10 protein-coding genes are annotated in these 13339 nt (G+C 66.5%); 3 read left to right on the forward strand and 7 right to left on the reverse strand.

Going from position 1 to position 13339, the window contains the following annotated elements; translation table 11 throughout:
* Nucleotide 1: 1 nt before the first annotated feature.
* The 6 genes from FNL14_RS00025 to FNL14_RS00050 form a co-directional block, all read right to left on the reverse strand.
* Nucleotides 2-982, reverse strand: coding sequence for an aldo/keto reductase (locus tag FNL14_RS00025; protein WP_091421216.1), 981 nt, complete (start codon nucleotides 980-982; stop codon nucleotides 2-4).
* An 86-nt stretch (nucleotides 983-1068) separates the two neighbouring features.
* Nucleotides 1069-3897 (reverse strand): molybdopterin-dependent oxidoreductase, encoded by a 2829-nt coding sequence (locus FNL14_RS00030; RefSeq protein WP_142056557.1) that lies wholly within the window; start codon nucleotides 3895-3897, stop codon nucleotides 1069-1071.
* A 2-nt stretch (nucleotides 3898-3899) separates the two neighbouring features.
* The gene (locus FNL14_RS00035) at nucleotides 3900-4835 is read right to left on the reverse strand and encodes a xanthine dehydrogenase family protein subunit M (protein ID WP_142056559.1); all 936 of its coding nucleotides are present in this window, start codon (nucleotides 4833-4835) and stop codon (nucleotides 3900-3902) included.
* A complete protein-coding gene (locus FNL14_RS00040; protein WP_142056561.1) occupies nucleotides 4826-6073 on the reverse strand; it encodes an XdhC family protein in 1248 nt (415 codons plus the stop codon). Before FNL14_RS00040 ends, FNL14_RS00035 begins: the two co-directional genes overlap by 10 nt.
* Nucleotides 6074-6172: 99 nt before the next feature.
* Nucleotides 6173-7693, reverse strand: a complete 1521-nt coding sequence (locus tag FNL14_RS00045) for an NCS2 family permease (RefSeq protein ID WP_142056563.1) — start codon at nucleotides 7691-7693, stop codon at nucleotides 6173-6175.
* Nucleotides 7694-7707: 14 nt separating this feature from the next.
* Nucleotides 7708-8202: a nucleoside deaminase gene (locus tag FNL14_RS00050; RefSeq protein ID WP_142056565.1), complete on the reverse strand. Its 495-nt coding sequence runs from the start codon at nucleotides 8200-8202 to the stop codon at nucleotides 7708-7710.
* Between the two features lie 408 nt (nucleotides 8203-8610).
* Between FNL14_RS00050 and FNL14_RS00055 the strand changes: the two genes are divergently transcribed.
* Nucleotides 8611-9969: an 8-oxoguanine deaminase gene (locus tag FNL14_RS00055; RefSeq protein WP_142056567.1), complete on the forward strand. Its 1359-nt coding sequence runs from the start codon at nucleotides 8611-8613 to the stop codon at nucleotides 9967-9969.
* A gap of 179 nt (nucleotides 9970-10148) precedes the next feature.
* Here FNL14_RS00055 and FNL14_RS00060 read toward each other — a convergent pair whose 3' ends face one another.
* Nucleotides 10149-10334, reverse strand: coding sequence for a hypothetical protein (locus tag FNL14_RS00060; protein ID WP_142056569.1), 186 nt, complete (start codon nucleotides 10332-10334; stop codon nucleotides 10149-10151).
* Nucleotides 10335-10686: 352 nt separating this feature from the next.
* Here FNL14_RS00060 and pucL point away from each other — a divergent pair, with 352 nt between their 5' ends.
* Nucleotides 10687-11595 (forward strand): factor-independent urate hydroxylase, encoded by a 909-nt coding sequence (gene pucL / locus FNL14_RS00065; protein ID WP_142056572.1) that lies wholly within the window; start codon nucleotides 10687-10689, stop codon nucleotides 11593-11595.
* Nucleotides 11596-11757: 162 nt separating this feature from the next.
* Nucleotides 11758-13263, forward strand: coding sequence for a nucleobase:cation symporter-2 family protein (locus FNL14_RS00070; RefSeq protein WP_142056574.1), 1506 nt, complete (start codon nucleotides 11758-11760; stop codon nucleotides 13261-13263).
* Nucleotides 13264-13339: the final 76 nt, after the last annotated feature.

Here is a 13339-nt window from a genome sequence, read left to right on the forward strand (position 1 = left end):
GTTACCAGCGCGGGTGGATGGCCTCGCGGAAGTAGTGGTCATAGATCCAGCGGACGCCGCCGTCGAAATCCTCGCTGACACTCACGGATGCGGCAGCAGCATTCGCTGCGGCCTGCTCACCGTTGCGCGCACCGGGGATCACCGTGGTGACGCCGTCCTGCGCGGCAATCCAGGCGATGGCTGCCTGGGCAGTGCTGGCGCCTTCCGGAACAATCTGTTCGAACTCGGCCACGGCCTTCAGGCCCAGTTCGTAATCCACACCGGAGAACGTCTCGCCGACGTCGAAGGAGTCGCCGTTGCGGTTGTAGTTCCGGTGGTCGTTCTCGGCGAAGGTGGTCTCCTTCGTGTACTTGCCGGAGAGCAGCCCGGACGCGAGCGGCACCCTTGCAATGATGCCCACGTTCGCGGCCTTTGCGGCCGGAAGGACCTCATCCAGGGGCTTGAGGCGGAACGCATTGAGGATGATCTGGACGGAGGCGGTGCCCTTGTGCCGGATGGCTTCCAGGGCTTCGTCGGTGCGCTCCACGCTCACGCCGTAGTTCCGGATGGCTCCCTCGGACACCAGGGTGTCCAGGGCGTCGTACACCTCGGCGTTGCTGTACACGGGGGTGGGCGGGCAGTGCAGCTGGACCAGGTCCAGGGTGTCAGTGCCCAGGTTCTTCCGGGAGCGGTCCACCCACTGGCGGAAGTTGGCCAGCGTGTAGTGTTCCGGCTTCTGGTCCACCCGGCGGCCCATCTTGGTGGCGACAGTGATATCCAGCCCAGGGTTGTCCGCGAGGAACTTTCCGATGGCCTGCTCGCTCTTGCCGTCGCCGTAGACGTCTGCGGTGTCGAAGAAGTTCACGCCTGCTTCCACGGAGGCGGCCAGGATGGCCTGCGCCTGGGCCGGGTCAACGTTGCCCCAGTCCGCGCCAAGCTGCCAGGTGCCCAGCCCCACAATGGACACGTTCCGTCCGGTCTTGCCTAAAATCCGCTGTTCCATCCCTTGACTATATGCAACGATGCAACGCGGGGTCAGATTTGGCCCCCTGAACGCGCTTCAGACGGCATTATGTGACCCCGCGTTGGTCAGGACAGGCCCGAGCGCTGCAGGTTCGGCACCAGCCCCGCCCCCTTGAGCCCCAGGTAGATCTTGTCCCGGGCGATGGGCAGCGACGCGAAGCGCACGCCGGTGGCGTTGCGGATGGCGTTCGCGAGCGCCGGAGCCACGGGATTGAACGGGCTCTCGCTCATGGACTTGGCACCCAGCGGACCCATCGTGTCGTTGGTGTCCGCGAAGTACACCTCGCTCCGGGGCACGTCCGCGAAGGTGGGGATGTGGTACTGCCGCAGGATGTCGGTAGTGACCCGGCCGGCGTCGTCAATCACCACCTCTTCATACAGCGCGGCGCCGATGGCCTGGGCAATCCCGCCTTCGATCTGGCCACGGCATTGGCGCGGATTCACCACCACGCCGGCATCCGCCGCCTGCACGCTCTGCAGGATTTTCAGCTCGCCCGTGCCGCGGTTCACCGCCACGCGGAAGCCGTGCACGTTGAACGCCACGGAGCGTGGCGTCCCGCCCCACCGCCCTTCTGCTGCGAGTTCGACGCCGGCTTCCGCAGCCGCCTGCGCCAGTTCAGCAAGTGCCATGGGAGTTCCGTCAATGACCACGGAGCCGCCGTCGAGGACGCAGGCGGAGGCCTGGGTCTGCCGGATGCCGGCGGCAAAAGCCCGGATCCGCACTGCCAGTTCCTCTGCGGCGGCCAGGGTTGCCTTTCCTGCCACTACGGTTCCGGCAGAGCCGAACGCACCGGTGTCATGCTCAATGAGGTCCGTATCCGACTGCCGGACCACTACCTTGGTTGCTTCGGTGGACAGCGCCGTGGCGGCCAGCTGCGCGTGGACTGTGGTGGTGCCGTTGCCGAACTCGGCGGTCCCGACGTCGGCCTGGTACGTTCCGTCCGGCAGGAGCCGGAGCCGGGAATGGGCGAAGTGGCCGCGCGGGGGAACGGTGTCGATCATGGAGAGCGCGGTGCCCTCGCCGGTCAGCCATTCGGGTCCCAGCTCGTCCAGGCCGGCGGCACGGTAACGCTCCTGGCCGCGGGCCAGGGCGTCGCGGACCAGGCTCAGGCATTGGTCCAGGCCGTAGCTGCCGTAGTGGACGTCCTCCTCGGGCTCCGGCTGGGTGGACAGCATCAGGTCGCCTTCGCGCACCATGTTCCGGCGGCGGAACTCGAATGGATCCATCCCGATGCCGGCCGCGAGCTCGTCCATGGCGGACTCGATGGCGAAGATCATCTGGCTCAGCCCGTAGCCGCGGAATGCCCCGGCCGGGACCGTGTTGGTGTACATCGCGTGGGCGTCCACCTTTTTATTGGCGCACTTGTAGACACTCAGGGATTCGCCGCAGCCGTGGAACATCACGCCAGGCCCGTGGTTGCCGTAGGCGCCGGTGTTCGTCAGGACGTCCAGTTCCAAAGCTGTGAGCCGGCCGTCGTTGCTGGTGCCGGCGCGGAGCTTGATGGTGAACGGATGCCGGGTGGTGGTGGCAGTGAACTGTTCGGTCCTGGTCAGCTCGAGCTGGACGGGCCGCCCGAGCTTCAATGCGGCGAGCGCCACGATGTCCTCGGTCAGGACTTCCTGTTTGCCGCCGAAGCCGCCGCCCACCCGGCCGGCCACCACGTGCACCTGCTCCTCCGGCAGCCCGAAGACCCGGCACAGCGTCCTGCGGACCAGGAACGGAACCTGGCTGGAGGTACGGACCTGCAGCCGCCCTTCGCTGTCCACCGACGCAATGGCCGCATGGGTTTCCAGGGCAACGTGCTGGACGCGCTGGGTTTGGTACGTGCGTTCGTGGATGAAGTCGGCCTGGGCGAAGCCCTCGGCCACGCTGCCCAGTTCGGAGTGCAGTTCCGCCACCACGTTGCGGTCGGGCCGGGAAATGCGGGCCGAGGTTCCGTCTTTGTCGCCGTGCACCAGCGGCGCGCCGGGGACCAGTGCGTCCTGCGGCGTAAAGACTGCAGGCAGTTCCTTGTAGTCAACTGCCAGTGCCCGCACGCCTGCTTCTGCAGCGGCCACAGTTTCAGCTACCACCGCGGCCACCCGCTGGCCCCGGAACCGCACCACGTCGTCGAGCACGCGGGTATCGTCGGGGTCGTCCGTGAACAGTTCGTGCTGCGCGGTGGAAAACAGCTGTTCCGGCGCGTCCTGGTGGGTGAAGACCGCAACAACGCCGGGAACCTTCAATGCAGCGCCAGTATTGATGGACAGCACCCGGGCATGCGCGTGCGGCGAGCGCAGGAGCTTGAGGTGAAGCAGGCCCTGCAGCTGGTCCGCCGGAACGTCCAGCGTGTAGCGGGCGGTCCCGGTGACCACCGCCCGGCTGGCAGGTGCGGGGACGTCGTCGCCCAGCTGCCCCGGCACAGGATCCGGCTGCCCCTCCCCGGCGATTCCGGAGCCCGGTCCCTGGGGAGCCGGGTGGCCGGCGTGGCCGCAGACGGCATCGGAGATGGCCCGGTATCCGGTGCAGCGGCAAAGGTTGCCTTTGAGGTTCCGGGGCAGGTTCTCCTTCTGGTCGTCGTCGAAGGTGGCGGCCGTCATGACCATGCCGGCCGTGCAGAATCCGCACTGGAAGCCCTGCCGCTCCATGAACTGCTGCTGCACGGGGTGCAGGTCTGCGCCGGCAGTTGACGCCAGGCCCTCGATGGTGGTGACGGCGTGGCCTTCCGCCCGGACGGCCGGGTAGATGCAGCTGTGCACGGGAGTGCCGTCCACGTGCACGGTGCAGGCGCCGCAGTCTCCGCCGTCGCAGCCTTTCTTTACCCCCAGGTTGCCCTGTTCCCGCAGGAAGGTGCGCAGGCACTGGCCGGGGCGCGGTTCCGTCCCGGCCGGAATGCCGTTGATCTCGATGGCCATGCTCAGGCCCCTTCCTGCTGTGCGTTAAGTCCCGGTGCTTGGAGTCCACGGTCGGACGGCGGCCAGAAGTCGCCGGAGATGCGGAGCCCGGGTGCCCCTGCGGGGGCCGCGAGCTCGGCACGGATCTCTTCGGCCAGGCGGTAGGTCATGTCCCGGCGCCAGGCCGGAAGCCCGTGGATGTCGTTGTGGTAAAGGTTTGTGGGAACGGCCTCGTCGAGGGCCCGCGCGAGCGCGTCCGTGTCCGGCAGCGCATCGAAGCGCAGCTGCACGGGCCGTTTGGTGGCGGCGGTGACGGTGAGGACAAAGGATGTGCCGCCGTCGAGCCGTCCTATCAGCAGCACCCCGGACCTGCCGAGGTTGCTCAGTGAGAGGCGGCGGAACGCCACCCGGGAGGCAAGGGCCGACGCCGGGAGGTGGATACTGCGCAGGAGCTCGCCGGGTGCCAGGCAGTTCGTCGCGTCGCCGGTAACGAACTCGGTGACGGGCACGCTTCGGGTGGAGCCGCCGGGCCCAAGGATGGTGGCGGTGCCGTCCAGCGCGGCGCAGAGCGAGATCATGGGGCCCGCGGGCAGGGACGTGCACAGGTTGCCGCCCACGGTGGACATGTTCCACACCTTAAAGGAGGCCACGAAGGAGTCGCAGCACGGGCGGACCAGGTCCAGGCCGGGCCAGCTGCGGTCCGCGGCCGCGGGCAACCCGGGAAGTTTGTACAACTCGGCGACGTTGCAGATGGCGGCGAGTTCGATGCCGCCGTCCGTGACGGTCACCGGGGTCCAGCCCGCGGATCCCAGGTCGAGGAGGCGCTTCAAGGGCTGCGGCCCGAACGCGAAGCTGCCGTAGGAGAAAAGGACAGTGCCGCCGGCCAGCCAGGCGTCGCCGTCGCGCCATTGCCCGGGGTCGGTGGTGGGGACCACCGACTCGATGGTGTTCATGTCCATGCAATCTCCTGCTGTTTAACGTTGTTGGGCGCCGGCGCGTGGGCCGGGCTGTCAGCTGGCTGTGCAGCCGCCTGGTGGATGGGGCCGGAGGTTTCCCTCAACGGCTGGTGGGATGCTGCTGCGGTCCTGGCGGCGATGAGCTCGGCCAGGACGGAGACAGCTACTTCGGCGGGAGTGACTGCCCCGATGTCCAGGCCCAGTGGCGAGTGGAGCTGGGCGATCCGCTCGGGGCGCACGCCCCTGTCCAGGAGCGCGTCCACCCGTTGTGCGTGGCTGCGCCGCGAGCCAAGGGCCCCGATGAAGGCGACGTCCAGCCCCAGCGCGGCGTGGAGCAGCGGAATATCGAACTTGGGGTCGTGGGTGAGGACGCAGATGACTGTCCTGCTGTCCATGCGTCCAGCGGCGGCCTCCGCTGCAAGGTATTGATGCGGCCATGCCGTGACCACTTCATCCGCTGTTCCGAACCGGGCCTGGGCGGCGAAGGCGGGGCGGGCGTCCACCAGCGTCACGTGGTAGCCCAGGGGTTTGGCGGCCGGCAGCAGTGCGGCACTGAAGTCGTTGGCGCCGAACACCAGCAGGCGCGGCGGTGCCAGCCGGGACTCCACCAGCACGGCGGCCCCGCCGGTGCACAGGCCTGCGCCGGCCAGGTCCAGGACGCCGGTGCCGCCGGCGCGCAGGAAGGATACGAGCTGGACAGCCCGGGCCCTTCCTGCGCCTCCATCCGTGCCCGGCAACGTATCCAGCAGCGCAGCGAGTGCCGGATGCCCCGTCACGCTGGCGGAGCCGGGAGCCGGAATAACGACGGCGTTGCTGCCGCCACCATTGGATTGCGGGTCCAGGTTCCGGACCAGCGCCACCGGCTCGTCCGGTCCGTAAGCTGCCAGCTGCCGGACCGCTTCGCCCAGCGCACAGTGGTGGCGCCGGTTGGCCGGCTCGATGTGCACGTCCAGCTCTCCCCCGCAGGTGAGCCCGGCGGCGAAGGCATCCTCGGCACTGAAGCCGAAGGTCTCAAGGCGCGTGGCGCCGTCGTCCATTGATTCCAAAGCTGCCGCCACAACGGCTCCTTCTACACAGCCGCCGGAGAGGCTGCCCAGGATGGCGCCAATGCCGGATACCAGCATGGAGGTCCCCACCGGCCGGGGAACGGAGCCGCTGGCCCGCACGATGGTGGCCACTGCAAACCGCTGGCGGCCAAGGGCCGGGGCCCAGCCACTCAGTGAAGGGATCAGGTCAAGCATGGCGGCACTCCTTCTTCCGCGCTGCGGTGGTGTCCATATTGTCGTTCCTATTGGGGGCCGGGCCAAGCATTGGCCCGGCCCCGGTAGTCGGAATGGCTGTTAGGCGCCGAGCAGCAGGTTGATCGGACCGCGGGCGAAATACACCAGGAACCCGGCGCTGACCACCCACATCAGCGGATGGACCTTCTTTGCCTTGCCGGATGCGGCGCCGATGATGGCCCAGCTGATGAAGCCCACGCCGATGCCGTTGGCGATCGAGTAGCTCAGCGGCATCGTGACGATGGTGAGGAAGGCCGGCAGGGCCACGGTGAACTTGCTGAACTTGATCTCGCGGATCTGCGCCATCATCATCGCGCCCACCACCACCAGTGCTGCGGCGGCCACCTCGAGCGGGACCACGCTGGTGAGGGGGGTGAGGAACATGGAACCGAGGAACAGGACACCGGTCACTACGGAGGCCAGCCCCGTGCGGGCTCCTTCGCCGATGCCGGCCGCGGAGTCGATGTACACGGTGTTGGAGGAGCCGGAGGTTGCCCCGCCCGCGATCGCTCCGAAGCCTTCCACGATGAAGGCGGACTTCAGCCGGGGGAACGTGCCGTCCTTATGCGCCACGCCGGCGCTCTTGGCCAGTCCGGTCATGGTTCCCATGGCGTCGAAGAAGTTGGTAAACACGAGGGTGAACACCAGCATGGTGGCCGCGAGACCGCCGATCCTGCCGAAGGCTCCGAACAGGTCGAACTGTCCCACCAGGCCCAGGTCCGGTGCGGACACCAACTGTCCTGAGAGGACCGGGGTGTTCAGGTGCCAGCCACCGGGGTTGGTGGCGCTCGCCGGTCCGAGGTGCAGGATGGCTTCGACGACGGCGGCCAGGAAGGTGGTGGCCACAATCCCGATCAGCAGGCCGCCCTGGACCTTGCGGGCCACCAGGATGCCCATGGCCAGCAGGCCCACGATGAACACCAGGGTGGGTATCGAGGTGATGGAGCCGCCGTTGCCGAGCTGGACCGGCGGGCCGCCCGCCGTCGCCTTGACGAAGCCGGAATCGACGAACCCGATGAAGGCGATGAACAGGCCGATGCCCACCGTAATGGCGGCCTTCAGCTCCTTCGGGACGGCCCGGAAGATGGCCGTGCGGGCACCGGTAATCCCGAACAGGACGATCAGGATGCCGTTGATCACCACCAGGCCCATGGCTTCCGCCCACGTGACCTCCTGGATCACGGAGACGGCCAGGAAGGAGTTGATGCCGAGTCCGGCGGCCAGGCCGAAGGGCAGGTTGGCGATGAGCCCGAAGAGGATGGTCATCACGCCAGCGGTGAGTCCGGTGACGGCGCCCACCTGCGCAGCGGACAGCCATCCCCCGGCAACATCGGTGGGGGCGTTGTCCGCGCTGAAACCGCCCAGGATCAGGGGGTTGAGGATGACGATATACGCCATGGTGAAGAAGGTGACCAGGCCGCCGCGGAACTCGCGGGCCAGCGTGGAACCGCGCTGGGTGATCTGGAAGAACCGGTCCAGGAACGAGTCCGACGCCGGAGGTTGGGGAGTGGTGTTCGCGCGCTTTTGCGTGCGGATGCTTGGAGCCGAATGCTCCTCGTGTGAGTTGTCCAGGATAGTCATTTCAGCCGCCGGGCCTAGTAGTCGATCCTGGTGTCGAGTGTGTTCCAGGTGTTGAACGGCTCCAGCGGCGCGGGGGCCGCCGGATCATCCAGCACCAGCTTCGAGACCGGCATCAGGGAGTCCCTGTCCTGGTTGTCGAAGTATTCGTAGAAAACGGCGTCATCGAAGCCAACGGAGGCGGCGTCATGCCGGTCGGCGGCGAAGACCACCTTTTCCACCCGGGCCCAAAGCGCGGACGCGAGGCACATGGGGCACGGCTCGCAACTGGTGTAGAGGACGGCCCCGCTTAGGTCGAAGGTGCCAAGCTCGCGGCAGGCGGTGCGGATTGCGGTGACTTCGGCATGCGCGGTGGGATCGTTGTCCGCGGTGACGCGGTTGACGCCGTCGAACGCGCGGCCGTCAGCCGTAACGATCATGGCTCCGAAGGGGCCCCCGCTGTTCAGGACGTTGGCCGTGGCCAACCTGATGGATCTGGCCAGAAACTGTTCGGCCGTGACGGTGGTACTCATGATGCGACTTCCTTTTGCCGGGAAGCCCGTTGCCGCTTGCAGGACCAGTAGAACCAGGTGCGAACGGTTACCAGGCTTCAGCATGTGCTGTGAAGGTTAAGTTGCGCCTGGTAGATAGCTTCCCGGTGACCGGATGCCCGCCTTTGGCAAGATCGAGATTAGCACCGGACTGTGGGCTGCGCCATACTTTTCTGGAATTTTAATTTCGCAATGTGAAATCCATGTTTCGCGGGGTTCACTCCTGCCGCGGTCATAATCCGTGGCGTTGACGCCGGAGCCTATGCCTTCTAGCCTAGGTGCCAGCCGCGCCGCTTCCGGGACTGAACCCGGAGGGCGCGGCCGCCTGGATCAGCAGACAGGGCCTCACTGAGCTGGAATGACACCAACAACGCTCAGAGAAGGACAGCCATGACGCCATCCGTTTCCCGTTTGTGGATCAAAAACCCGCAGGCAGCTTTTACCGCCAATCACCTCGACGCTTCAGGCGGGCTGGTGGTCAGCGGCGGTGTTATCACCGAGGTTCTTGCCGCAGGCCAGCAGCCGTCCGCGCCGTGCGATGAGATTTTTGACGCCGGAAAGCACGTGCTGCTGCCGGGCCTGATCAACACGCACCACCACTTCTACCAGACCCTGACACGGGCTTGGGGTCCGGTGGCGAATGCGCCGCTGTTCCCGTGGCTGCAGAACCTGTATCCGGTGTGGGCGCGCCTCACTCCGCGGGACCTGGAGCTCGCCACCACAGTGGCGCTGGCGGAACTCCTGCTTTCCGGCTGCACCACGGCAGCGGACCACCATTACCTCTTCCCCGCGGGCCTTGAGGATGCGATCGATATCCAGGTGGAGGCCGTCCGCCGGCTGGGCATGCGCGCCACCCTCACCCGCGGTTCCATGACCCTGGGCACGGACGACGGCGGCCTGCCGCCGCAGTCAACCGTGCAGGCAGCCGAGGTGGTGCTGGCCGACAGCGAACGGCTGGTGCACCAGTACCACGAACGGGGCGACGATGCGGTGATCCAGGTTGCCCTGGCTCCGTGCTCACCGTTTTCGGTCACCAAGGAAATCATGGCCGAAAGCGCGGCTCTCGCCGAACGGCTGGACGTCCGGCTGCACACCCACCTGGCGGAGACCCTGGATGAGGAGGACTTCTGCCGGGAAATGTTCGGGCTGCGGACCGTGGACTACCTGGACAGCGTGGGCTGGCTGACGGACCGCACCTGGCTGGGCCACGGCATCCACTTCAGCGACGCGGAGATCGCCAGGCTGGGAGCCGCGGGCACCGCCGTCGCGCACTGCCCCACCTCGAACATGCGGCTGGCGTCGGGAACCGCACGCGTCCTGGAACTGGAGGACGCCGGGGCTCCCGTGGGTCTGGGAGTGGACGGCTCGGCGTCGAACGATGCCTCGAACATGATCCTGGAAGCGCGGCAGGCCCTCTACCTCCAGCGGCTGCGGTACGGGGCGGACGTTCCGGTGGAGCGTGCGCTGGGCTGGGCAACCCGCGGCTCCGCGGCGGTTCTTGGCCGTCCCGGGCTGGGCCAGCTGGCTCCCGGTATGCAGGCGGACCTGGCCCTCTTCCGGCTGGATGACCTGCGCTTCTCCGGCAGCCATGATCCGGTGGCCGCGCTGCTGCTGTGCGCCGCGGACCGGGCGGACCGGGTGATGGTGGGCGGACAGTGGCGCGTGGTGGACGGCCAGATCCCGGGACTCGATATCGCCGGCCTGATCACGGAACATTCAGCGGCCGCGCGCCGGCTGGTGAACGGCTAGCCGGATCGCCCTGTAACCCTCCGCGACGCGCAGATTCAGCTGTGACGCAGAAAAGGACTGGCGAGACCCATATATCGGTCTCGCCAGTCCTTTTGCGCAGCGGAATTGAGGGTGCGTGTCGCCAGCGTAGATGCGCGTCGCCAGCAGGGCCTGGTGAAAGCTCGCCCGTTGTGCGCCGGCTACGAACGGCGGTTGAAGCCCGGGAGTGCCTGGACCCAGCGCGAGAAGCGGCCGGGAACGTGCTCCCGGTCCGCAGGAAGGTAGAAGTCAGGATCCGTCCCGCCGCCAAGGGGGAGGTAGAACTCCGGGACTGAAGCTGCCGCTGTGGGTGCCGGTGAAACCGGCGTGCTGTCCTGCTGGTACATCTGATCCTCCTTCGAGGTATGAGGTTTAGTTCCACAAAACGGAAAAGAACTTTTGCTATGTGGAATAGCTTATGGCTGCCTCCGCTGGTTCGTCAATGGTCTGCTCCCGGTTCGGTCACAATCTGAATTTTCGATTTGTGATGTACACCACCGGCTTCCGGAGGTACGCTTGGTGTCAATTCGTGGCACAGGTCACGTAACCTGGGAGCAGCAGGCAGGGTCGTAATGAGCTGGCATCAATGGATGCCGGCTCTTTTTTGTTGGGTCGGCTCCACCGGAAACGCGCTTGAAACGCGCGCTTAATTTCAGTGATGGAACCTAGGTTCCACTTACCGGAAGTTGGGAAAAGACCATGAGCAGCAAGATCATCCTCGGCGAGAACCAGTACGGCAAGGCCGAGGTCCGGGTCGTCAAGATCACCCGCGACACCGACCGCCACGAAATCGAAGACCTCAACGTCACCTCGCAGCTGCGGGGCGATTTCGCGGCTGCACACCTTGAGGGCGACAACGCCCACGTGGTGGCCACCGACACCCAGAAGAACACCATTTACGCCTTCGCCCGTGAGGGCGTTGGCTCGCCCGAGGCGTTCCTGCTTCGCCTCGGCGAGCACTTCACCTCCAGCTTCGACTGGGTCACCGGCGGCCGCTGGGAGGTCGAGTCCTACACCTGGGACCGGATCCAGGCCCACGGCACCGAGCACGACCACTCCTTCGTGCGCAACGGCCAGGAAGTCCGCACGGCAGTCCTGGTCCGCGACGGAGCCACCACCCACCTGATCTCCGGACTCAAGGACCTGACCGTCCTGAAGTCCACCCAGTCCGGCTTCGTGGGCTACCCGAAGGACCAGTACACCACCCTGCCCGAGACCACGGACCGCATCCTGGCCACCGACGTCTCGGCCCGCTGGCGCTTCAAGACCGGCACCGACTTCAGCACCCTGGACTTCAACAAGAGCTACGACGACGTCAAGGGACTCCTGCTCGAAGGCTTCACGGAGAAGTACTCCCACGCCCTCCAGCAGACCCTGTTCGACATGGGCACCAAGGTACTGGAAGCCCACAGCGAGATCGACGAGATCAAGTTCTCGATGCCCAACAAGCACCACTTCCTGGTGGACCTCTCGCCCTTCGGCCTCGACAACCCCAACGAGGTCTTCTTCGCCGCCGACCGCCCCTACGGCCTGATCGAGGCCACCGTCCAGCGCGACGACGCCACCCCCGCGGACATCGCCTGGTCCGGCATCGCCGGCTTCTGCTAGACCGCACCGCATCGGTGGTTGAGCTTGTCGAAACCTCGACGGGCTCAACCACCGGTGGTTGGGCCCGTCGAAACCACCGGCCCCACCCCACGTCTTTCATCACCGTTAGCCAGACACCGTTAGCCAGACAATGTCGTCTGCCATGAACCAAGAAAGTCTGCCATGAACTTCAGAAAGAAACCGGCCGCTGCTGCCGCCGGAAAAGGCACCCGTTCGGCCCGGCCAGAGGACCAAAAGCTCCCCATCGCCAGCACCTTCGCGTACGGCTTCCAGCACGTCCTCACCATGTACGGCGGCATCATCGCCCCGCCCCTGATCATTGGCGCCGCCGCCGGAATGTCCTCGCAGGACATCGGCCTGCTGATCGCGGCCTGCCTCTTCGTCGGCGGCCTGGCCACCATCCTGCAGACAGTGGGCATCCGCTTCTTCGGCTCGCAACTGCCGCTGGTCCAAGGCGTTTCCTTCGCGGGCGTCTCCACCATGGTGGCCATCGTGCACGGCGGCGGCGGGATCCAGGCAGTCTTCGGGTCCGTTATTGCCGCTTCATTGATCGGCCTGCTGATCACTCCACTTTTCTCGAAGATCATCCGGTTCTTCCCGCCCGTGGTTACCGGTACGGTGATCACCACCATCGGGCTGACCCTGATGCCGGTGGCCGCCAACTGGGCCATGGGCGGCAACAGCAAGGCCGAGAACTACGGCAGTATGGCCAACATCGGGCTGGCCGCGGCCACCATGGCCATCGTCCTGCTGCTCAGCAAGGTGGGCAGCGCCGCGATTTCCCGGCTCTCTATCCTGCTCGCCATGGTCCTGGGCACCCTGATCGCATTCGCCTTCGGCATGGCCGACTTCTCCAAAGTGGGCCAGGGCGAGATCGTCGCGTTCCCCACCCCGTTCGCGTTCGGCCCGCCCGTGTTCGAGATTGCCGCCATCATCTCCATGCTGATCGTCATCCTGGTCACCCTGACCGAGACCTCGGCAGACATCATTGCCGTCGGCGAGATCGTCGGCACCAAGGTCGATTCGAAGCGGATCGGCGACGGGCTCCGGGCGGACATGCTCTCCTCCGCCATCTCCCCGCTGTTCAACTCCTTCACCCAGAGCGCGTTCGCACAGAACGTGGGCCTGGTGGCCATCACCGGCGTCAAGAGCCGCTTCGTGGTCAGCGCCGGCGGCCTGATCCTGGTGATCCTCGGCCTCCTTCCCGTCCTTGGCCGGGTGGTCGCAGCGGTGCCGACGCCCGTCCTCGGAGGTGCCGGCGTCGTACTCTTCGGCACGGTGGCCGCCAGCGGCATCCGCACGCTGTCCAAGGTGGAGTACAAGAACAACATGAACCTGATCATCGTGGCGGCGTCCATCGGGTTCGGCATGATCCCCATCGCCGCGCCGGCCTTCTACGACAAGTTCCCGTCCTGGTTCGGCACCATCTTCCACTCCGGCATCAGCTCCGCCGCGGTGATGGCCATCCTGCTGAACCTGCTCTTCAACCACCTCAAGGCCGGCAACTCGGACAACCAGTCCGTGTTTGTGGCCGGAACCGAGCGCGTGGTCCGGGAAGAGGACCTCAAATGCCTGGCCGACGGCGACCGCTTCGAAGGCGGCAGGCTCATCGACTGCGACGGCAAGGAAGTCCGCGTCGAGTCGTCCGAAAAGGCGTCAGAGCACTGACCCTCCCCGCAAGTACGACGGCGGCCCGCGTCCGGAAGGAGCGGGCCGCCGGCGTTGTCAGCACAGGAGGTGCGGC

The sequence above is a fragment of the Pseudarthrobacter sp. B4EP4b genome (assembly GCF_006680095.1).
Taxonomy (GTDB): Bacteria; Actinomycetota; Actinomycetes; order Actinomycetales; family Micrococcaceae; genus Arthrobacter.